Genomic DNA, 23,332 nt, shown 5'->3' on the forward strand with positions numbered 1-23,332 from the left:
TCTAATTTTTGTAAGTATCTTAGTGATTTGAAACAAGCAGCGATTTATGAGTAATAATGATATTCTGAGAACCCTTCGATTCACTTTCGATTTCAATGATTTTGAAATGATTGATCTTTTCAAAAAAGGAGGACTGGAAAGTACCAGAGAGGAAGTCAGCAACTGGCTTAAAAAAGAAGATGATCCTGAATACAAACAGATATATGACAAAGAGTTGGCTCATTTTCTAAATGGGTTTATTGTTTTGAAAAGAGGTCAAAAGGATGGTGAAACTCCCGCAGCCGAGAAATCCCTGAATAATAACATGATATTAAGGAAACTAAAGATAGCCTTAAGCATGAAAGATCAGGATATGCTGGATGTCTTTGAGTTAAGGAAATTTCGGATCAGCAAAAATGAATTGAGTGCCTTTTTCAGAAAACCAGACCAACATCAATACCGAGTTTGCAAGGATCAGATTCTGAGAAATTTCCTCATGGGGCTACAATTGAAATTTAGAAGTACTGATTGATTTTGCCACTTATCCCTCGCTTTGATGAGTGATTCAACTTTTTCATGGATTCTATTTCCTTTTTTCGCAACTTAATGCTACACCCAAAATTGGAATCATGGATAAATTAAAGAAAGAGGATATACCTCAGGAAGTTTTTGACCTTTACGACTATTACGCACACAATAAACTGGATAGAAGGACTTTCATGGAAAAGCTTTCTGCTTATGCAGTAGGTGGGATTACGTTGGCTACTTTGATGAGCACCATGATGCCTGATTACATTACCACTGCAACAGTTCAGCCAGATGATGAACGCCTGCAGAGTTCTGATTATGTGCTTTACAATTCACCAAAAGGCGGAGGAGAAATTAGGGGATTGCTTTCCAAGCCATCAGGTTCAGGAAAATTTCCAGGAATTGTAGTCGTTCACGAAAATCGAGGCTTAAACCCTTACATTGAGGATGTTGGGAGGAGATGCGCTGTGGCTGGTTTTATTTCGATAGCACCCGATGCTTTATGGCCTCTAGGCGGATATCCAGGCAATGACGATGAAGGCAGAGAAATGCAGCGAAAAAGAGATCGGGATAGTATGCTGGAGGATTTTATCGCAGCCTATCATTACCTGAAAAACCATCCGGATTGTGATGGAAATGTTGGGGTAGTTGGATTCTGTTTTGGTGGTTGGATTTCTAATATGATGGCCGTGAAAATTCCTGATCTCGGTGCGGCAGTTCCTTTTTATGGAGGACAGCCATCGGCTGAAGAAGCAGCTCAGATCAAGGCACCATTACTAGTTCAATATGCCGAACTGGACGAGCGTGTCAATGCTGGATGGGAAGAGTATGAAAAAGCCCTAAAAGCCAATAATGTGGAATATACCATGCATATGTATCCGGATGTCAACCATGGATTTCATAATAATACCACTCCAAGATATGATGAGGCAGCTGCTCAGTTGGCTTGGGACAGAACCGTCGCCTTTTTCAAGGAAAAACTCAAATAAACTCCATAAACCAGATCAGAGAAAGGGCGAGATTCGCCCTTTTTCATTACTAGGTATGGAACTACCTGAGTAAAAACAGTCTTATATAACTTAGAATTACTTGTTTAAATAAAACTCTAACACATTTTTAATGAGAGATACCAAATCAAATCTTGCCGTACTCGTCGATGGAGATAATGCCTCAGCCAAATTGATTAAAGAAATTTTGGAGGAAGTGTCCAAATACGGGAAAGCAACCATTCGGAGAATTTATGGGGATTGGACTACTCCCCAAATGAATTCATGGAAAGAGGTCATCAACCTACATTCCTTTAGTCCTATTCAAAAGTTCGCATACACCACAGGAAAGAACTCTACAGATAGTTCTTTGATCATCGATGCGATGGATATTTTGCATAGCAATTCGGTAGATGGCTTCTGTATTGTATCATCCGATTCAGACTATACAGGACTTGCTAAAAGAATTCGGGAAGAAGGCATGTTTGTCATGGGAATAGGTCGTAGACTTACTCCACAGGCTTTCGTACAGTCTTGTGAGATTTTCACTTTTGCAGAAAATCTGGGCGATGAAGTGGAAGATGAAAAGGACACAAGCAACAGAGATTCAAAATCATCAGAACAAACCAAAAAACCTAATTCGAATCAGGAAGATTCAAGAAAGAAGAAATTCTCATCCAAATTGGATATGCATCTAATTGATCGGGCTTTTGAAATTTCATCAGATGAAGAAGAAGAAATTCACATTGCGAAAATCGGTGCTTCCCTTAGAAAAATAGACCCAAGCTTTGACCCAAGGTCTTATGGATTTAGAAACTTGACCGAACTATTCAAAAGCCTGGATAAATATATAGTAGTTAGAAATGAAGTAAATGGGTTGAATTACCCTTTAGTCAAGTTGAAAAATTAGAATTTCAAAAATCACTAATCCTCTTTCCCAAATATCAGGAAGTGTTGGATTTTCATGAATTTCCCGTTTTCAATGAATTTAAACCCATTAGCCTCCAATTCTTTCCTTGCTTGAGCTACCGTCATTTTATGTAAAGGTTTGATTGGAATCCAAGCATCTTCTCCCCTATACTCAATCAGTAGTACTTTCCCATCGGGCTTTAAGGATTTTCGAATTGATTGCAGCATCTCTTTAGGGTACTCTAATTCATGATAAACATCTACCATAATCACTAAATCCACTGAATTGGCCGGAAGATTAGGTGAGGTGGCACTTCCCTTTATTGCCTCCACATTACTGTAGCCTAGTTCTTTACTTTTTGACTTGAGATAGTCTATGGCTGGATCTTGAATTTCAACCGCGTAAACTTTACCCTTTGGTACTTTTGGAGCGATACGAAAAGTATAATAGCCCGAACCCGCTCCAATATCCGCAACCACACTTTCCTCTGTTACCGGAAGATTTTTGATAGCTAAAGAAACACTTTCTTCCTGCTCTCTACTGTTTCTTTCTAGCCAGGCTTTTCCCTGAAAACCCATAATCAGAGAAATTTCACGGCCCATGTAAATTTTACCCGAACCATCCCTACTTGGTGATTGGTATGTATAGGATGAACTTTCCTGGCTAAAAGCAGGAGAAAAAACCATGATTAGAAAACAGAGAGCTGATATAAATCTCATTTTAAGCTTTTGTAATTTTAAAAAGAACAAGGAAAAGCTTAGCATGTTTGATTCTGGAGAACTGTTTTACAGTATTTTTAATAACCATTGGCAATTTTTCCACTTGTTCCTAGCCATAGTTTTATCTAATTTCCAGCAAAGCTTCTATCTATGAAAAATACAATATTCATCCTGTTATTATTCTTGAGCTCAAAAATCATTGCCCAAGTTCCATCTCAAAGTGAGCTAGAGCAGATGACATCTGATAATTGGCAATCAGGCGTCAAGCTATTAAATGAAATAGTGGCTATGCCTAACGATGCGGTTTATCCTGAGCAAATAGAAGTCAATATTCTATGGTGCGAAAGACAGTTTGGTGAAAGAGCTTGGAACTCAGAAAGATTAGATACAGGAGGAATTCCGCTTTTATTGGCTCAAAAGAACCAGCCCGGGGCAACTCAAACTGTGCTTTTTTATTTTCACATTGATGGGCAGGCTGTGGATAGAAGTAAATGGCATCAAAAAGACCCTTACGTTCCTGAACTTAAGGTTCAAAATGACAAAGGGGCATGGGAAATCATCCCTATGGCGAAACTATTAGATGAATACGATCCTGATTGGAGAATATTTGCAAGATCCACTTCAGATGATAAAGGTCCGTTTGCCATGTTTTTGACAGGTTGGGACGCTCTATCAAAAAAAGGAATCTCACCCAATTACAATGTGAAGGTTATTTTGGATTTCGAGGAAGAACAAGGCTCTCCGAGACTACCCGATGCAGTTAAGCAATACAAAGATAAACTGAGTGCAGATTTGATGCTGATTATGGATGGCCCGAGACATACCTCGAACCTGCCAACATTAAGCTATGGAGCAAGAGGAATCTCTGAAATGACTCTTACCACTTATGGTCCAAAAGTACCACAGCATTCAGGACATTATGGAAATTATGCACCCAACCCTGGATTTCTTCTTGCGCAGCTATTGGCAAGTATGAAAGATGAAAATGGAAGAGTTACAATTCCTGGATTTTACGATGGAATTAATCTAAGTTCTGAGGAAAAGGCCATACTTGAGGCTGTCCCTGATGATGAGGCAGCTATCAAGAAACGTCTGGGACTAGGAAGAACTGACCAAGTAGGCCAAAGTTATCAAGAAAGCATCCAATATCCATCTTTAAATATCAGAGGGATGCAATCTGCTTGGGTAGGCCCTGAAGCCAGAACTATAGTACCTGCCACAGCGATGGCTGAATTAGATATGCGTTTGGTTCCAGAATCCGATCCCGAAAGGCTTTTTGCCTTAATTCAAGATCACATCAAAAAACAGGGATTTCATATCATCAGCGATGAACCTACAGATGAGGAAAGGATGATGTATCCCAAATTGCTGAGAATGAATTATACCATTTCATACCAAGCATTTAGAACCCCTATGAATTCAGAGGCTGGAGCGTGGTTAAGAAAAGCCATGGTGAGAGCTTTCGGGGAGGAGCCAATTCAAATCAGAATTTCTGGTGGCAGTATTCCAATTTCACCTTTCGTAGATGCATTGGGAATACCGGCTGTGACCATCCCCACGGTAAATGCAGATAATAACCAGCACAGCCCAAATGAAAATATCAGGCTGGGTAATTATAGAGAAGGAATCACAACAATTCTTAGCGTTCTTACCCAGCCTTTGCAATAAGGTTGGTTAGGAATTGCTCTTTCCTTTAATGCTGTATAGATATGGAGCTTTGTGAGAGCCTCCTGAGAAGAGCTTTTCGTGCCTTTCCAAAATATCTAAGCTTAGCATTTTTCGTTGAAAATTAGCTCTATTCAATTTTTCTCCCAAAATAGCCTCATAAACATTCTGAAGCTCTTTCATGGTAAAGCGTGTAGGAAGTAGGTTTACTGATAACAACTTTTGATCAAGATGTGCCCTTAGATGTTCTAAGGCTTTTTGAACAATAAAGCTATGGTCAAAAATTAAATCTGGAATTTCATCTATTCCATACCATCCAATAGAATCTGATAAGGCATCAGGCTTAGGCTCTACTTTTTCGTAGTCTATCAAAGCATAATAAGAGACTGAAATAAAGCGATCCAACAACCAATGATTATCTGGAATATCTCCATTCTGAGCCTCTAGAATCTTTTTCATCACTTCTGGTTGTACCCGCTCCAAAGAGCCAAAAGTGTGAAACTGCTCCAAATAAATTTCATCAAGTCCTGTTCTCTCCTTCAGTCCTCGCTTAACCGCTTCATCCAAAGGTTCATCTATTTTCACAAAACCACCGGGCAAAGCAAACCAGCCTGTGTTGTGATATTCCATGATGAGAATTTTAAGTTTCTCCCCTGAAAAACCAAATACCACAGAGTCGTAGGCAATATGGGGCAGATACTGATTTAGGTGCGGACTAGCCATGCTTTACAAAATTTATTCAAATAAATAGGAAATAAGCCAAATAGCAAGTACTATTGTTTCATAATGAAACAATAATCAATGCTATGAAAACTCAATTAGCCTTCTTTTTGATTATGGTATCCATCCAAGTCCATTCATTCAGTGCCAAAGCACAAACCTCCAATTCATTTGATGTTCAAACGAAAATTGAAACAGGAGTGATTGAAGGAATGTATGATACCAAGACAGGAATACAAAAGTACTTAGGTATTCCATTTGCGCAAGCCCCTATCGGAGACCTCAGATGGAAAGCTCCTCAGCCTGCCAAAGCGTGGGCTGGAATTAGGGAAACTAAAAAATTTGGTCCAAGAGCTGTTCAAGCGCCGATTTTTGGAGATATGAATTTTCGCTCTGATGGAATCAGCGAAGATTGTTTGTATCTAAATGTTTGGACCCCAGCGAAAAGGGATAGTAAAAATCTTCCTGTTTTGGTGTATTTCTACGGAGGAGGATTTTCTGCCGGAGACGGATCTGAGCCAAGATATGATGGAGAGAGCATGGCTCAAAAAGGAATTGTCGTTGTGACAGTCAACTACAGGTTGGGAATATTTGGGTTCTTTGCTCACCCTGAATTGAGTGCAGAGACATCCTACAAAGGTTCTGGCAATTATGGATTAATGGATCAAAATATGGCCTTACGATGGGTTCAAAATAATATTGCTTCATTCGGTGGAGATCCCAAAAAAGTGACAATTGCAGGAGAATCGGCTGGTTCAATCTCAGTAAGCTATCAGATGGCCTCTCCCCTATCTAAAAACCTGATTGCAGGTGCAATTGGTGAAAGTGGCGCAGGAATTCATCCTACTCTGGCTCCAATGCCATTAACGCAAGCAGAAGCTAATGGAAAAGAATTTGCCGATAAGGCGGGAGTAAGCTCACTGAAAGAGCTCAGATCCCTTTCCACCCGCGAATTGTATGAGATGTTTTTGGAATCCAAAAGATTTGGATTTCCTGTAACAATCGATGGTTACTTCCTTCCAAAAACATTACCTGAAATTTTCGAAGCTGGTGAACAGGCGCAAGTTCCTTTATTGGCAGGATGGAATTCTGCTGAAATTCCAGGAATGGCCTTTATGCAGGGCAAGCCTTTTACCGAAGAAGCTTTTATTGAAAAGGTGAAGGAAACCTATCCTCAAGAATGGGAAGAGGTATTGAAACTTCATCCCCATAATACTCCTGCAGAAGTCGAATGGGCAGCAACCAACCTTGCTGCAGATAGGTTTATTTCTTACAGTACATGGAAATGGCTGGATTTACATGCTAAAAATTCAAATCAGCCAGTTTATCGATATTTATACAGCAAGCTAAGACCTCCTCTAAAAGATCAAAACTTAATGCCTGGATTGGCGGGAGGAACTATAGAAAGAAATGGCCAGGAAGCCCCAAAGGCTCTTGGAGCACCACATGCTTGCGAAATAGAATATGCAATGGGTAATCTTCCCCTGGTCAAAGAATATGCTTGGACTGCCGAGGATTATAAAGTATCCAATCAAATGCAAAGCTATTTCGCGAACTTTATCAAAACTGGAAATCCGAATGGCGAAGGCTTAGCTCAATGGTCTTCAATGGGAGGCAATATTCCTAATCCACCTTATCTTATTATTGACGTGACTTCTAAAGAAGAGAGATCGAATGTAGAAGCACGCTATCAATTTCATGATCGATATTACAGCAAGAAGGATTAAGATTGAAAATGGGAAGTCAAATGGCTTCCCTTTTTTTATACAGTCTTGTTTCCTGCAATGACCATCTTTAAGGTTCCGTAATCGTATTTCCCTGAGAAATGCTCCCTTAACTCTTTCATGCTTTTGAATTTTTCCATGCTGGCAAGGATCTCTATGATAGTTTCACCGGGCAGGCAATCTTCCAATTCAATTCTTCCTAAAACAATCCCATCAGCCAAGTGACTCTTAATAGTAGACTCTGCTAACCCTCTCTCCAATGCGATTGCTGCTATTCCCTTTCCTGATTCAAAAAGCTGAAAAGTAAGTTCCTGAGAATCTCCTTTTTGTCTTTTCGGCTGTGCAGTTCCCTTTTTTACCTTTCCGGTTTTTGACTTGATGTCTTTCAATTTATCAGAGGCCAAGTCCTTTGCTTTCTCATAAAACTGTCTTCTCAAGCCTTTGAACTTATCTTCGATATCATCCATCCTGCCAGGAATATCATTTTCTAAAACAGCCTGAACTATCCTATTTATCTTATTGATTTCCAGATATTTTCGAATAAACATCTCCTCTATAGCTTCCACTTCTTCCTGATATGCCATTGTTTTAGAAAAATTCGAAACCAACACCAGCTGAAGTGCAAGCTTTTCTAGAATATCCAAAAAGAGACCTTTGTAATAAGCAACTCCTTTTTCTAACCTTTCCCTTAATTTCTCTTGGTCTTTTTCAAACAACAAATAGACGAGCTGTCTAGAGAACTTCTCGGTATTTTCCAATTCCAATTGAATCAATTGCCGAATAGAAGGCAGACATTGTTGCATTTGCTCTAATGCGAACTCCATCTTTCCTTCCTGACCGGATAGATGATCATTGATCTCCTTATAAATAGGCCTTAGCTGAAAGGTGTTTTCCAAAAGTTGCTGGAGGTAATTTCGCTGATGAACTTCCAAGGCTTCATCCAGTTTTTGATGGGTTTTGGCTCCTTGGGAGAAATTAACCACCTGTTGATCCGAATAAATCAAGCCGCTTTGAATTCTGCTTCTGAGGATCAATCCATCCAAGCTTCTCAAGCGGCTAAGAGCCACATATACCTGACCTGGAGCAAAGGCGTTTCCAACATCAATGATTGCCTTGTCGAACGTAAGGCCTTGACTTTTATGCACTGTTACTGCCCAAGCCAGTTTGATTGGAAATTGGGAGAATGTCCCAACAACCTCCTCTTCCAGCTCTTTAGTTTGAGGATTCACAAGATATTTCTTGTTCTCCCAAACCTCCTTTCTCAGTGTATATTCCTCGGTTTCATCGGCCATAATCACAGTAATGGAATTATGACTCAGCTCTGTAACGGTTGCCAACTTTCCATTGAAATAGGAGGAAAAGCCTGAGCTGTCATTTTTGACAAACATAATTTGAGCTCCTTCTCGCAATTCGAGTTTTTCTGGCAAAGGAAACAAGGATTCCGGGAAATCATCTTCTATATCAGCTCGGTAAAAATAAGAAGGCCCAGAAAGTGAATTGAGCTCATTCTGATTAATCTGATCTGCCTTGTAATTATGGGTAGTGATGGTAATACAATCCTTTTCTTCTTTTATTTCCTCCTGAGTTCGAAAATACTTATTCAATAATCTGACATCTTCTGCGTCTAGCTGATTATCTCTGAGATGATTCAATAAGTTGATAAAAACCTCATCTCTCTGGCGAAAAATCTTATCCAGTTCCAGATAAACCAAGCCAGATTGATTAAGAGCTTTGGCCTCAAAAAAATGCATGCTGGAATAAAATCTTCCCAAAATTGCCATCTCATGATCCTTTACTATGGGAGGTAATTGATATAAATCCCCTATCAACAAGACCTGGACTCCTCCAAAGGGCTGATTAAAATTTCCCTTGACACTTTTCATCCGATAATCGATAGCATCCAGAATGTCTGCTCGTAGCATACTGACTTCATCGATTACCAGTAGATCAATAGACCTCAAAACAGATTTTCTGATCTTATTCAATGGGTGTCTTCTCCCCAAGGTATGTTGAGTATAGAATCCATATTGATCCGTGTAATTCCCTTCAGGTTCTTTGACTGGTAAGAAACTTCCTAGAGGAAGTAAAAACTGGGAATGTATGGTCACCCCTTTAGCATGCAAGGCCGCAATCCCTGTGGGTGCTACGACTACATAATTTTTATGGGTTTTTCCGGCAAGTTCTCTGAGGAAAGTTGTCTTTCCCGTTCCTGCCTTTCCTGTTAAAAAAATGGGGGCTGCTGTACTGTTAACAAACTTCGCTGCCAGTTCCAGCTTTTCATTGGACTCTTGATTCATGCCTAAATTTATAAAAGTCCTAGTATTCCTCTCTGACAAAATGTGACGGAAAGCAAAAAGCTTTATTTTTTCTGATTTTTTTCTGGCTTCCGGTCAGAATCTTTCCTCCCTGTCAGCAATTTGGTGAGCCCACCGGGGGTAATTTCCTGTAGACCACCTTTGGTGCTTTCCCAAATAAAATTGAAAGGGCTGCGGTATACATTCCTTTTGGTTTGATAATTAGCGATTCGATAATTCTTTTTTTCGGGTAGGTTCTCAGACCTAATCGCAATGTTTCCTATGACACTGAGCAAAGAGTTTTTTTGTTTGGAAGTGCCGTCTTTCAGCACTTCTAGCTTGAGACCTTCATAATCAAAGACCATCTGGTTGTTGGATGCTACTTCCCAAGAATCCATCTGTAAGCTCAATTTGCGGAGTTTTCCTGATTCCACCCTCAATGCTGCCATTGGCTCAATGATGGGATTTAAAATAGTTAAGTCCATGGCTCCTAAGTTGAGGTTCATCTTGAAAAGCTCCTGATTGTATGGAACCGTGAAATTTGCCTGTATGGGAGTTTGCCCCAAAAATTCTGTCTTTACCTCCATAGTCATTTCCTTGGACCTTCGAAGTGAATCTATGCTAATTACCCCATATATGTCTGCATGGAATTTTTCGAATGAAATCTTTGGTCCTTTTATATGGCCTTCGGGGATTTCAATATAGGTCAGGTGGCTGTTTCGAATTTGAAGAGTGTCAATTTGAAGAGGAATGGGAATTCCCGAAAGCATCCCTGCAAACATCGGCTTTTTGATCTCTTTCTCTCTAGGTTTATTCTTATTCCTAACATCTGTGAAAATCAAGGAGTCCAAAATCATTTTATCTGCAATGATAGACCAGTTCCCATACAAATCACTCTCTGCATCTAAACCCACAAAATTCAACTCCTTCAGTTCAAATTCTATCAAGTCTTTTTGATATGTTTTTTCAAAAGAAATTTTTTCTATCTCCTGATCATAACGCATTGCAACATTTTGAAAGGATAAGCTTTCATTCAAAAAATCAAAATCAATGGCTCCAATCTTTATTGACTGCTTGGAGTTCATTTGTAAAAATAAATTCTTCAGCCCTGTTTGAATCTGATTCAACTCAAATGGAACCACATGAGTCACAATCCTTTTATCTGTTTTCAAACCTTTAGCATGAATAAATAAATCTGTAAAAAACCCAAAAGATCTCAGGCTGTCTTCCTGAATCAATAATTCTGCTTTGCCTCCCTCTAAGACGAAATCCCTTACAATTCCTCTGGATATCAAATCCCCAAAAAGATCCTGAAAGGCTTTTGAATTATCTTGTAAATTGGAAAGTGAGTCAATTTTAATCAGCCTAAAAGAGGGATTGATCAGCTTGATCTCTCCTATGTCCACTGCATTATTGAAGATCAAATCCCAAATACTGAGTGAGGAGAATATAATTTGTTCTACAGAACCAGTGATTTCTACTGGCAACCCCTCTTCTAAAGGATCCAACAAAATATGCCTTAACTCTACTCTGCCTCTCAGAATATTGACATCGATATTTTCAAAAAGCAAGTCATATTGCCTTTCCGGATTCTCATTAATAAGTTTATCGATTTTCTTGGCCAACCAAAAATCAAGGCCCAAAAAGGCCAAACCAATACCAATAATGAAAATGATGAAGAAGAGTACAGCTTTTTTCATTTACTAAAAATTAAGAGAAATATAAGGAGTTATTCGATTATGTACTACTTAGCTTATATTAAAGACTTATCTTGATTTCATCCGCGATTCAAAGCACTATTAGTCAATCAATGAAACTACCTCATATTCTTCTATTTATTCTTTTTTACAGTTTTATGAAACTTCATGGATATCCACAGGAAATAAAAGTAATGACCTATAATATCTATCACGGAGAAAATCCTTACCAAATGGGAAAGCCTAATTTAGATAGTTTGGTCAAGCTGATTCATGAATTAAATCCTGATGTAGTAGCACTTCAGGAAATAGATAGCATGACGAATAGACTAAATCCTATCTATGGGCAAAAAATCAATTTGGTCAAAGAACTGGCTAAGCAAACGGGCATGCAAGGCTATTTTGCAAAGGCGATGGATTATTCAGATGGAGGATATGGTGAAGGTATTTTAGCAAAAAGAGGTGCAGATTTCGAAACCCAATTACTTCCAACTCCCAAGGGTGGCGAACCCAGATCTGTAGCATGGGCAAGATTAAACATTGATCAGAATACCTGGCTAGTCGGGGGAACTCACCTTTGTCATGAATATCCTGAAAATCGATTGGCACAGGTAGCTTCTATTTTGAACTTTGTTCAAGGTCGACAGGATGCAATCTTATGGATGGGGGATTTAAATTTTAAGCCTGATTCAGAAGAATATCGCAGCATTCCAGAAAATTGGCATGATGCAGGTCAAATGGCAAAAAACACTCAAGCAACTTATGCTTCCGAGTCCTATACAGGGAGAATAGATTACATTTGGTATAATCCTGAAAAACTGGAACTGATCTCATATGAGGTTTTAAACAAGCCCTATTCAGATCACTATCCAGTAATCGCCACCTTTAGATTTAAATAAAATGAGAATCAAATACCTACTGATTGCTTTTTCAATCATTTTGTTCTCTTGCCAGAGCAGTGAAAAAAATGAAGAAGCTATAATCTGGACTTCCCTTTTCAATGGAGAGAATTTAGAGGATTGGCATGTAAAAATCAGGGGGTACGAATTGGATGATAATTTCGGAGAGACCTTTCGGGTAAATGATGGACTGCTTCAAGTTCGATATGACGCATATGATGCCTTTCAAAGAAGATATGGGCATATTTTTTTCAAAAAACCTTTCTCATATTACCTACTTAAGGTAGAATATAAGTTTGTTGGAGATCAAGCTCCGGAAGGTGAAAATTGGGCTTACAGAAACAGTGGAGCCATGCTACATTCCCAAGATCCGAGTACTATTTTAACAGATCAGGATTTTCCAATATCCATCGAAGCGCAATTTTTGGGTGGGAATGGCAGTGATGAAAGAAGCACTTGTAATCTATGTACTCCGGGAACCCATGTGGTTATGGCAGATACTTTATTCACACCTCACTGTATCAATTCCACTTCCAAAACATATCATGGAGATCAATGGGTTCAAGCATTTTTGATCGTTTTGGGGGATGAAGAAATTCATCATTTGGTCGAAAAAGACACCGTTATTTCCTATTACAAACCTCAGATTGGAGGAGGGAACGTAAGTCCCGTAGATAGTTTGATTAAAATCGATGGAACCCCTCTAAAAGCTGGCTATATCGCTCTTCAAAGCGAAAGTCATCCCATTGATTTTCGAAAAATTGAGCTAATTGACCTGGCTGTTTATCAAAATGATCGCACTAAAATGAAGGAGTTGATAACTAAGGCCTTACGCTAAAATCACTCAAATCAATTCAGAATTGATAGTTATTGTAATTTTTTGAGAATTTATTCTTTTATGAACTAGATTTTCTGCAAAGAAAATCAAACTATTTTTATTTAATCTTTCGCTAAGAAGCTAAAAAAAAGTAGATTATAATGATTAATTTACTTTTACCTAGCCTGATTATTTAATGATTTTGAAAAAGATATGGAATGCTATTTTGAATTTTTTTAAGAAAAATTCTGAAATAAAGGCGATTCAAGGTGAACCCTTATTGAAAGCTTCAAGGAAGGAAATCACTGGTGAATTAAAGATAATTGAAGGGAAACTTCCAGAGGATATTTTTGGGGTTTTTCATGTTTCACTTCCTGTAGGAACAGTTAACTCCGAAGGCCTTCCTTTCCCGGAAAAAACAGAAGAAGGAAAGAATAATCCCGAATTTGGTTCACCTATAATGAATGGAGACGGTATGGTTATTCAGGTCAATCTGAACCAATCAAGCCCAGAGGTTAAGACCAAATTGATGAAAACACCTTGTTTTTATGCAGATGAAGCAACAAAACAAGGGACTAAACATCATGGATTGATGGGTTTCCATAATATGGGAATCACTAGAATGAGTATGGTTTTCGGTTCTAGAAACGAACTGAACACAGCTACTCAGCCTGTTAAATTCAATGGGCAGAAACAGGGAAGTTTGATGGCCACCTATGATGTTGGAAGGCCCTATTTACTGGATCCCAAAAGTCTGGAAATTATTACCCCAATGGGCAAAAGCACTGAATGGATGACCGCGGAGCCCCCCATGGTTCCTTGGCCTTTTGGAATTGCCCAAACCTCAGCGCACCCCGTATTTGATCCGCTAACCAAGGAGGTTTACACCGTCAATTACTCCAGAGATAAAGGTTCCTTTACTCACATGGAGCAAACTATTCATCATTTGAGGCATAATAAAGAGTCTTTTAAGGATAAGTTAGAAGCTCTGGCGCATAAACTAGTTGATCATCCCGACCATGATCATGTGAATGAAGAAGTGAAAGGTTTTTTCACAAACCTAAATCATCACGTCGATGGAAAACCTCATGACAATGATGAGCCAAAAGGAGATGTATTCATGTTTTTACTTGCATGGGATGGCAATGGTCCTATGAAGCGCTGGGAGCTTGAAGACCAGACGGGGGATAAACTGGCCATTTATGAATGCATGCATCAATTGGGAATCACCGAGGACTTTATCATTCTAACAGATTGCTCTTTTAAGTTTGCGATGGACCTACTTTTTGATAATCCATTCCCGGAAAGTAAGGTGATAGAAAGGTTGATCAGACGTTTAAGCACTGTAAAGATGGAAGCCTTTACCACTGTCTACCTTGTCAAAAGGAAAGATATGGATCCTTCCAAAGAAAAACTGACTGCCTATAGACTGAAAGAGCCGATTCCTTTGGAAACTATCCATTACAGCTGCGATTATGCAAATCCAGATGGAGTTATCACTCTTTACGGAGTTCATAATGCTGCAACTTGTATCGCTGAATGGGTTAGAACTTTCGACAAAAGAGCTTTGGACAACAAGCCTGTAGATCCTAATTACTACTCACTTTTCGCAGTAGGCAGTATGGATATCAGTAGACTGGGAAAGTGGAGAATTGATAGCAATTCACTGGAGGTATTAGAGGAAAAAAGCAAGGTATTAGAAGAACCTGGAAAGTGGAAAGAAGATGTGATAGGCCCAAATACCTGGACTATCGTGCTTTATACCTATAGAGATATTCTTTCTGCAGACAAGGTAGTACCGACCATTAAACAATTTTGGTATGTCAGCGATGGTACTGACTCAAACTTGCTCACCAAATTTGTTTATAATCTTTACAAGGATTATCCGCATCGGGATCTTTCTCTGGATGACATCAAAGAGGCAACTAAGAGAGAATTGCCATTCAGTATTACTCGGGTAAATCTCGAAACCATGGAGACTGAAGATTATTATCAATGTGCCAAAAAAACTTATATAAGAGGGGTTCATTTTATTCCCCGCAAAACTCCTGACCCAAGTATTCCAGAAGAATTAGATGGCTATTTATTTTGCCCGGTTCAGGTAGGAACTGAAATTCCCGAAGGGGGCTGGACTTATAGCAGTGAATTTTGGGTTTTTGATGCCACTTCGATCTCAAAGGGTCCGATTTGCAAAATGAAAAATGAAGAAGTGAAATTTGGTTTTACCCTTCATACTTCTTGGATGCCTGAGGCAGATACCACAGAACAAAGCTATAAAATCCCGGTTAGGGAGGATTATGAAGAAGTAATCGAAGGCATAAAAATCAAAGCCGATACTAAATTTCTGGAAGACTTTTTCGAAAAAAACATCTATCCACATTTTGAATAAAAAGTGAAAGAAATCCCTCAAATACAGAAGTTAAAACTGCACTATGAAAGCCATAGGAGTAAACTTTTTACAGGTCAAAGTGAATCTGGTGACACTATCTTGCTAAAAGAAGATCTAACCGGCGATTTGGGCAGACTTCATAATGAGGCGATGATTTCCGGTAGATCCAGTCATAATGAAGTCAATTCTCAGGTAATTCTTTATAATGGCCGAGTGGTGATGGTTAGAGAATTCATCCCAGGAAGTACCTTAAAAGAAGCACTCGAAAAAGGATCACTTGACACAAAAAGCTTTCTAGAATTGGCAATCAAACTATGTCATGAAGTTCAGGATTTACATTCCAAAGGAGCACTTCACAATGATCTTAATCCAAAAAATATCATTGTAACTGAAGACCTTTCTGCCTGTCAGTTAATTGATTATGAATTTGGGTCCTCTATTGAAAATATAGAATTACAATACGAGCCATTATCTACAATTTCCGGTACGATAGAGTACATATCTCCAGAGCAAACAGGGAGAATGAATAGGAAATTGGACCAAAGGAGTGATTACTATGCTTTGGGTGCCACTTTTTATGAAATGCTTACCTCCCAGCCTCCTTTCGTGGGCTCGGACCTTTTGGCTATGATTCATTGTCACCTTGCAATCAATCCTGTACCGCCAAGTCAAATAAATAAGGGTATACCAGAGGCTTTGGACAAAATAGTACTCAAACTTTTGGAAAAAAATGCAGAAGAAAGGTATCAGTCCATTCCTGGTTTATTGGCAGATTTAAATTTCGCATTAGAAAATTGGAAGGCTTCAGGAAAAATACCTGAATTCGAGCCGGGTCTCACTGATATTGCCTCTAAACTTCATATTTCTCAGAAGCTATACGGGAGAGAAAAAGAAATCAAGGAGCTTTCCAAGCATTTTAAACTTGCTTGTGAGGGAAAGAAAGTCTTAATGACAATTGGTGGCTTTAGCGGAGTAGGAAAAAGCGTTCTTTCACAGGAATTATACAAAGAGAGTTCGGTAAAAAACGGACTATTCTTATCCGGAGCATTTGATGTTTTGGACAGGCAAACCCCCTATTTAGCCTTTGTTAAAGCCTTTAGGCAATTTGCTGAGTGGCTTTTGGTCGAAACAACAGAGGTGCAAGCTCATTGGGCAAAAAAGCTCAATAAAGATTTGAAGGGTTTGGGACAAATCATTTTGGAAATGGCTCCCAATCTGAAGCATATTCTTCCCCCTCAACCTCAATTGGTAAACCTGACTGGTTATGAAAACCAACAAAGGATACAATTCACGATTAATGCTTTTTTGCAAAGTTTAGCATCAGAAGATACTCCCCTGGTATTATTCTTAGATGATTACCAATGGGCCAATGATGCTTCCATAGAATTATTGAAAAGTTTATTCAATAACTATAGTCTTTCCCATGTGATGATTTTAGTGGCATATCGGGACAATGAAACCAATGAGTTCCATCCATTCACCCAAGCCATCAAATCCATCAAGTCCAATAATCTGGATGAGGACTATCTAATTATCAAAGAGCTGCATTTGGCTCCATTGAGCTTGAATCATGTGGGAGCGCTCATATCCGACACGCTAAAATTGGAGTCATTGGAAGTAGCCAGTCTTGCGGAACTGATCTATTCAAAAACCAAGGGAAATCCCTTTTCATTGAATAAATTTTTAGAATCGCTATATATCAAAAAGCTATTAGAATTTGATTACGACAGTAATAAATGGACTTGGGATATAAGAACAATCAATGCTCAGAACCTTAGTGAAGATATTGTCGATTTATTGCTTTTAAGAATTCGGGAATTACCAGAGGAAGCACTTCAAGTTATAAAAGTTGCCTCTGTTTTTGGGATGGAGTTTTCTCTTTTTCAGTTATCTCTGATCACCGGGCAGCATATGACCCAGATTCACCAATATTTATGGCCATTAATTCAGGAAGGCTCATTGATTCCTGTAGGGAATGATTATAAGTATATTCCAGAATACTATGGAGAAACCAATAAAGACATACGTTTTCGCTTTGCACATGCAAGAATTCAGCAAGCTGTCTATGCATTATTAGAGGAAACTGAAGAAAGTAAATTTCATTTTGAAGTTGGTCAGATTTATTTAAATAAACTTTCTCAATCAGAAATTGCCCAGAAACCTATTGAGATAGGGCTTCATTTTGCCATTGGGTACAAGGAGGTATTGAAAGCCAAAAACAAGGAACAAATCGGCTGGCTCTTATTGGATTCGGGAAGAAAATCTGCTCAATCAGCCTCATTTGAAGGAGCTTTAAGCTTTACCGAGAAAGGCATTGAGTTATTGGATGATAAGCTGGGTAACGAGGAGAAATTTGAACTCTACTTAGGCGCACTGGAGTACTCATATCTTCTAAGAGACCCGGTGAAGCAGGCAAAATTTGAAAAATTAGCATTTAACATTGCGGACGACCAAGTCAAGCGAGTATTGGTCAATGAAGTGATCGTAAGATGCTTGGGTTTCGCGAATTTACCCAAAAAAGCTGTTGAAGTTGCCCAAGTTGCACTGAAAGAAGTTGGAATTCACATTCCGGATAAAGCATCTAAAATCCAGGTTATTTTCCATGCCATCAAAATCCAATTATTACTCCCAAGGAAGAAACTGAGTAAAATCAAAGACATTCCAGAGGCTAAAGATCCTTTGGCGCTTGCTACTTTCAAGCTCTTATTGGCATCCTTGTCTTCCTACTTTTTTGTTAACATTTCAACTTATCCGCTTTTAATATTCCAAATGATTCAACTCACTTTGAAAAAAGGAATGGGGCCTGAATCGGTAATTGGAATAGCTTCCTATGGATTGATCTTGACAACTGCCCTTAAAAAGCCATCAGACGGATATGAGGTGGTAAAAAACTCCATGGAGCTCCTAACCCGTCCGGAAAGAATGAAGTACGCGGCAACCATCAATATGATGTATGTCTCATTTACCTCCCATATCAAAAAGAATATCGTAGACAGCGTTCCTTTAACCTATGAGGGATATTTGAAGGGGTTGGAATACGGAAATATGGAATATGCCTGCTGGAATTTATTTTTCGGAACAGCACTGAAGTTTCATGTCGGTGATGATTACGAAGCCCAGCATAAAGAAGCCATGGAAACAGAAAAGTTTGCCATTCAGTACAACTTTGCTAATCAGGCGGCAATCACTCAAATTATTGAAAAATGTCTGGCAGTTTATTTAGAAGAAAGTAAAAATATCAACGAGGCACTGAAAGAATTGCCTAGAAAACTTGAAGACAACTATAAAATCGCCTTAAAGGAGACCAATCATATTTTTCTGATGTCTTATTATGGTTACATAGGTTCTACCTTGATGTTCTTTGGAAAGTATGGCGAAGCATTTGATTATTTTGACAAATTGCCAAGCCATAGCAAAGACCAACCCACCTCATTTTTTATCCATTATTACAATATAAACAGTGGTCTCAATGCGGTATTTCTGATGTTTCAAATTGGAAGTTCCAGCTTCCGTGATTCAGATTTAAAGGCAATGATTCAGGAAACCATTGATGACTTAAGATCCCTTTCCAAACTTAATCCGGTCTGCTATACTCCCTACCTGAATATTTTTGAGGCAAGTTTAGAATATTATGAAACCAAGCAGCTAGATCATGAAAAGCTAGAGGTTAGTGCAGAAAATTTAAAGGAATTAAAGCATACTCGATATTACATCCTATTTGCTGAGTTAATCAGTCAATTTTTCAAAAAAGAAAAGAATCCTAAGTCTGAATATTGGAGTAATCAGGCAGCTGCAGAGGCGAAAAGAATTGGGTGTGTGTCAAAGTCCATTTTCCTTCTTCATGAAGAGGACGATTCCACTTCCTCTAAAGCCAGTCGCTACGAATTTTCAAGCTCTTCCACAGAAATTGGACAGATTGACACTCAAACCCTAGTGAAGACCATGGAGGCATTGGTGAGTGAAATTAAATTGGAAGCTCTCCTGGAAAAGCTAATTACCTATGCCATGGAAAATACAGGAGCACAAGAAGGACATTTTCTTATCAATCGAGATGGAAAGTGGATTTTGGAGGTGTCAACCATGGCAAACCACCAACTTCACACCCATTTTCCTAAAGAGGATCTGGATGAAACTGAAGCAGTCAGTCCGGCAATAATCAATTATGCTAAAGCGAGCAAAGAACCTCTTTTGATTGAAGATGCATTTACAACCAAACCCTTTGATTCCGATGAAATTGTAAAGTCCAAAAGGCTAAAATCAATTCTGTGTATTCCTTTTATCAATCAGTCCAAGATTTCAGGTATTATTTACCTAACTCACTCTCTGACAAAAAATGCTTTCTCGAAAAATCAAATCTCATTGATGAGATTAATGGCTGCCCAAATCGGGGGAATCATTGAGAATGCTTTGCTCTATGAGAATATGGAAAAGTTGGTTCAGGAGAGAACAAGGGAATTAGAGGAAGAGAAACAAAAAAGTGATGCCCTTTTGCTCAATATTCTTCCAAAGGAAATAGCAACAGAACTGATTAAAACAGGCAAAGCCTCTGCAAGACTTTATGAAAAAGTCTCAGTCATGTTTGTGGATATCAAAGACTTCACAAGAATAGCTCAAAGGTTGAGTCCGGATGAATTGGTTCAAAATCTCCAAGTATTCTTCACTCGTTTTGATGAGATTATGGATGAATACGGATTGGAAAAAATCAAAACCATAGGAGATGCCTACATGGCAGCAGGAGGTATTCCTATCCCAAGCGAGGACCATGCGCTGCGCATATTAGAAGCTGCAAGGGATATTTTAAAATTCACTGATCAATACAATGAAAAAAGTAGATTGCATAACAAACCTGTATTTCAGATCCGCATAGGTATTCACCTAGGCCCTGTCGTAGCAGGTGTAGTTGGGCATAAAAAGTTTGCCTATGACATTTGGGGCGATACTGTCAATATCGCCTCGAGAATGGAGAGTAACTCTGAAACTGGCAAAATCAATGTCTCCGAGGACTTTTTCAATGAGATCAAAAGTACCTATGCATGTGAATTTAGAGGTGAAATAGATGTAAAAAATAAGGGGATGATGAACATGTATTTTGTCAACCATCCCCGTACTCAAGGTCATGTGGAAACTTAAACCCGCACTTGGGTATTTCCCCCTCCTTCTAAAGTTATTTTAACTGGCTCATTGGTTTTCCAACTTCCACCCGTAAAATCCGGAACATCAATGGAATTGGATCTATTGGCCACAGACCACTCACTTAATGGACTGATACAGCTCCAAAGTGCCGCGTCGTATACATCTTGATCCAATGGCAAACCATTTCTCAAACAATCAATTAGTCTCCAATCCATCATAAAGTCCATACCTCCGTGGCCACCTACTTTTTTCGCTAACTCACCCACTTTCTGAACAATCTCAGGAGTGTATTTTTTCTCCAATTCTTTCATCTCTTCCTCCTTCATCCAAGCATGACCTTTGGAAACTCTAGGTTGCGGGTACTTTTGTGCATATCCCTCTGTTCCGCTTACCACATGTAATCTGCTGTAAGGTCTTGGTGAGGTTACATCGTGCTGAATCATGATTGATTTACCTTGCTTCGTCTTTACCATGGTTGTGTTCATATTCCCTCGGTAATTTTTAGATGCAAATTCAGCCCAGAAAAGATCCTCTTGAGCTAACTCTTCAGCTTTCTTTTTCATCTGGAAATCATTAGAACTCAATGAAGTTAAATAATCCATTTGATCTCCACGATTGATATTAAGAATCTGGCAAACTGGACCTAGACCATGGGTAGGATAAAGATTTCCATCTCTGTAATTTTCCCGCAGTCTCCACATATTCTGGTAGCCTTTGTCTTTATCAAAGTTCAACCAAAGCAAATCATGAATATAGGCACCTTCAACATGGACCACCTCTCCGAAAAATCCTTCCCGAGCCATTTTTAAAGTCATCAGTTCAAAAAAATCATAACAGCAGTTTTCTAATTGCATGCAATGCTTCTTTGTTCTCTCAGAAGTTTCTACCAATTGCCAACATTCATCCAAAGTTCTGGCAGCTGGAACTTCAACTGCCGCATGTTTTCCAGCTTCCATGGCATAAACTGCCATAGGTGTATGCCACTCCCATGGTGTAGCAATGTAAATCAAATCTAAATCTTCTCGATCGCACATCTCCTTCCAGGAATATACATTTCCAGAGTAGGAAATAGGCTGATGCGGTGTTCCCTTCAGCATTTCCTTCGCTTTTTCAACACGATCAGGTAAAAGATCGCAAAGGGCTTTTATCTCAACTCCCTGAATTTTACTAAGCCTATCCACAGCTCCCGGGCCACGCATGCCTAAGCCCACGATACCCACCCTCACTGTGTCAATTTTGGGAGCAGCGTAACCAGACATATTGAAAGCCTGATTTCTTTGCTTTCCATATTGAGCTTCAAAGGGTAAAATTTTAGACTCCTGTGCCAGAGCTGACCCTGCACCAACCAAGCCTAATCCAAAAAGACCTGTAGATTTCAAAAACTCTCTTCTGGGATTATTCTTCATTTTTTGATTTTATTGATTTTGAAACTACTATTTACTAAAATTTTCAAAAAAGTTCATCTAAAAATTCCCAAAAGAAAAAAGCTAGAAGCATGACTTCTAGCTTTTCGCCAAACTATTACGCATTATCATTTACTTTCTGCTCTTGGGCAGGTATTGATTCCCACCAATGTATATAGTGGGCAAAAACCAATTAGGGTCGTTAAAGTGAAAATAGCAGCAATCACAATTGCCACAATTCCAATGATTCCGGATATTAAATTTGAGAAATAGAGAGCGACAAGAATGGCGGCGATCGTCAATCGAATTGCTCTATCTGTGGTACCCATGTTCTTTTTCATGACTCTTGAAGTTTGGTTAGAAATGGACTGCTTATTAAGCTTATTAAAGCTAGCCTATCCCTTACATGAAAAAAATGACAAAAGTCACAGTAGGAAATGAATTCAGTCAACAAGAAAATATTGTTGCATTACCTTCTCGGCTTGAAGTCCTTGAGGAGTAAAGTCAGGATCCCTCCTTTTTCCTTCAGGGTACCATTTCCAAAAATATACTCCTGCTAACCAGTCTTTTTGATAGGCAGTTTCAAAAAACGACTGATAGCACATAGCCTGAATTTCTTCTGACAAGGCTATCTCTTTTCGTTCATTCGGCCAAACCCAAGGCTCTTTTGCTGCATCTACTGTATTACAATATCCTATCTCCGTGAATAAAACAGGTTTTCCAGTTTTTCTTACCAGCTTTTCAATTTCTTGAATGTGATTTTCCCAAGATCTTTTCAAATCTTTAAGATTGGGAGTCTTTTTATCAGATAAAGGAAAGTAAGCTTGGATTCCAATAAAATCCAATTCATCCCAAAAATTCACTTTCTGATATTCCGTGAAATTGGCAGCATAAGTCAATTGACCGGAATAGACTTTTTTTACTGCTTGAATAATTTTTCTCCATTCTGCTTCCCTTTGGGAGGTTTTTTCCAATTCAGTTCCTATACAAAGCATTGGAATTCCCTCTTTTTCAGCTAGGCGGGCATAGTCGATTATGAAATTTTCATAATTTTCAAACCATATTTTCCAATCAGCTTCATTCGTCATTTCGATCTCACCAGGCCAACTTCCACGAGCCCATAGATGCGGCTTGAGCATATTGTGGATATTGAACTTCTGCGAAGAGTCCAACGTAGCTGAGATTCCTCTACCAGATTCTCCCCACCATTGCCTATCATTTTCAACCAGCCACCTAATTTCGGGATTATTGATTTCTGACTGCCAACCAAATGGAGTTTGAGAAATTGCATTGATACCATTGGCAGTCAATTCCTGAAATTCTCCCCCTTGTAGTGGATTTCTACTACCTACCCAGCAGACGCCATTGTACTTTTCTTTCCATACGGGAAGGTTAGAATCGAAAGAAAAAAACCAGAAAAAGGAAGATATGAAGACTAAAGCAACCGAACTTAAGAGGTATTTCATAGG

At 38.9% G+C, this 23,332-nt stretch carries 16 protein-coding genes; 9 read left to right on the plus strand and 7 right to left on the minus strand.

Features of this window, described 5'->3' with window-relative positions; genetic code table 11:
* Positions 1 to 46: 46 nt before the first annotated feature.
* The 3 genes from BM073_RS11070 (at position 47) to BM073_RS11080 (ending at position 2,403) form a co-directional block, all read left to right on the plus strand.
* Positions 47 to 511 carry a YehS family protein gene (locus BM073_RS11070; protein ID WP_091654122.1) on the plus strand — a complete coding sequence of 155 codons (465 nt, stop codon included), beginning with the start codon at positions 47 to 49 and terminating at the stop codon, positions 509 to 511.
* Between the two features lie 97 nt (positions 512 to 608).
* Complete coding sequence (locus BM073_RS11075; protein ID WP_091654330.1) at positions 609 to 1,496, plus strand: dienelactone hydrolase family protein; 888 nt, start codon at positions 609 to 611, stop codon at positions 1,494 to 1,496.
* A 130-nt stretch (positions 1,497 to 1,626) separates the two neighbouring features.
* On the plus strand, positions 1,627 to 2,403 hold the full coding sequence (locus BM073_RS11080) for an NYN domain-containing protein (RefSeq protein ID WP_091654124.1): 777 nt from the start codon (positions 1,627 to 1,629) through the stop codon (positions 2,401 to 2,403).
* 14 nt (positions 2,404 to 2,417) lie between these two features.
* Here the strand turns inward: BM073_RS11080 and BM073_RS11085 are convergent, their stop codons facing one another.
* Complete coding sequence (locus tag BM073_RS11085) at positions 2,418 to 3,122, minus strand: class I SAM-dependent methyltransferase (RefSeq protein WP_091654126.1); 705 nt, start codon at positions 3,120 to 3,122, stop codon at positions 2,418 to 2,420.
* Positions 3,123 to 3,272: 150 nt separating this feature from the next.
* Here BM073_RS11085 and BM073_RS11090 point away from each other — a divergent pair, with 150 nt between their 5' ends.
* The gene (locus tag BM073_RS11090; RefSeq protein WP_091654128.1) at positions 3,273 to 4,790 is read left to right on the plus strand and encodes a M20/M25/M40 family metallo-hydrolase; all 1,518 of its coding nucleotides are present in this window, start codon (positions 3,273 to 3,275) and stop codon (positions 4,788 to 4,790) included.
* Between the two features lie 6 nt (positions 4,791 to 4,796).
* On the opposite strand, the gene BM073_RS11095 is transcribed toward BM073_RS11090, so the two are convergent.
* Entirely contained in the window at positions 4,797 to 5,510 is a 714-nt protein-coding gene (locus BM073_RS11095; protein WP_091654129.1) for an NUDIX hydrolase, read from the minus strand.
* An 83-nt stretch (positions 5,511 to 5,593) separates the two neighbouring features.
* Here BM073_RS11095 and BM073_RS11100 point away from each other — a divergent pair, with 83 nt between their 5' ends.
* Positions 5,594 to 7,234, plus strand: coding sequence for a carboxylesterase/lipase family protein (locus BM073_RS11100; protein WP_091654131.1), 1,641 nt, complete (start codon positions 5,594 to 5,596; stop codon positions 7,232 to 7,234).
* Positions 7,235 to 7,269: 35 nt separating this feature from the next.
* Here the strand turns inward: BM073_RS11100 and BM073_RS11105 are convergent, their stop codons facing one another.
* Together BM073_RS11105 and BM073_RS11110 are read right to left on the minus strand one after the other, a co-directional pair.
* A complete protein-coding gene (locus tag BM073_RS11105; RefSeq protein WP_091654132.1) occupies positions 7,270 to 9,528 on the minus strand; it encodes a helix-turn-helix domain-containing protein in 2,259 nt (752 codons plus the stop codon).
* A gap of 62 nt (positions 9,529 to 9,590) precedes the next feature.
* Entirely contained in the window at positions 9,591 to 11,225 is a 1,635-nt protein-coding gene (locus BM073_RS11110; RefSeq protein ID WP_091654133.1) for a hypothetical protein, read from the minus strand.
* 110 nt (positions 11,226 to 11,335) lie between these two features.
* On the opposite strand from BM073_RS11110, the gene BM073_RS11115 reads away from it, so the two are divergent.
* The 4 genes from BM073_RS11115 to BM073_RS11130 all read left to right on the plus strand — a co-directional run bounded on the left by BM073_RS11115 (position 11,336) and on the right by BM073_RS11130 (position 20,457).
* Positions 11,336 to 12,121: an endonuclease/exonuclease/phosphatase family protein gene (locus tag BM073_RS11115; protein WP_091654135.1), complete on the plus strand. Its 786-nt coding sequence runs from the start codon at positions 11,336 to 11,338 to the stop codon at positions 12,119 to 12,121.
* A 1-nt stretch (position 12,122) separates the two neighbouring features.
* Positions 12,123 to 12,959: a 3-keto-disaccharide hydrolase gene (locus BM073_RS11120; RefSeq protein WP_091654136.1), complete on the plus strand. Its 837-nt coding sequence runs from the start codon at positions 12,123 to 12,125 to the stop codon at positions 12,957 to 12,959.
* Between the two features lie 175 nt (positions 12,960 to 13,134).
* Entirely contained in the window at positions 13,135 to 15,327 is a 2,193-nt protein-coding gene (locus BM073_RS11125) for a carotenoid oxygenase family protein (RefSeq protein ID WP_091654137.1), read from the plus strand.
* A 3-nt stretch (positions 15,328 to 15,330) separates the two neighbouring features.
* Entirely contained in the window at positions 15,331 to 20,457 is a 5,127-nt protein-coding gene (locus BM073_RS11130) for an adenylate/guanylate cyclase domain-containing protein (protein ID WP_091654139.1), read from the plus strand.
* Here BM073_RS11130 and BM073_RS11135 read toward each other — a convergent pair.
* The 3 genes from BM073_RS11135 to BM073_RS11145 form a co-directional block, all read right to left on the minus strand.
* Positions 20,454 to 21,866, minus strand: coding sequence for a Gfo/Idh/MocA family protein (locus BM073_RS11135; RefSeq protein WP_091654141.1), 1,413 nt, complete (start codon positions 21,864 to 21,866; stop codon positions 20,454 to 20,456). The two genes, BM073_RS11130 and BM073_RS11135, sit on opposite strands and share 4 nt — an antisense overlap.
* 125 nt (positions 21,867 to 21,991) lie before the next feature.
* Positions 21,992 to 22,204 carry a YgaP family membrane protein gene (locus BM073_RS11140; RefSeq protein ID WP_091654143.1) on the minus strand — a complete coding sequence of 71 codons (213 nt, stop codon included), beginning with the start codon at positions 22,202 to 22,204 and terminating at the stop codon, positions 21,992 to 21,994.
* 102 nt (positions 22,205 to 22,306) lie between these two features.
* Positions 22,307 to 23,329: a glycoside hydrolase family 113 gene (locus tag BM073_RS11145; RefSeq protein ID WP_245756404.1), complete on the minus strand. Its 1,023-nt coding sequence runs from the start codon at positions 23,327 to 23,329 to the stop codon at positions 22,307 to 22,309.
* Between the last annotated feature and the right edge of the window lie 3 nt (positions 23,330 to 23,332).

Origin of the sequence: Algoriphagus ornithinivorans (assembly GCF_900115305.1) — a bacterium.
Lineage (GTDB): Bacteria > Bacteroidota > Bacteroidia > Cytophagales > Cyclobacteriaceae > Algoriphagus > Algoriphagus ornithinivorans.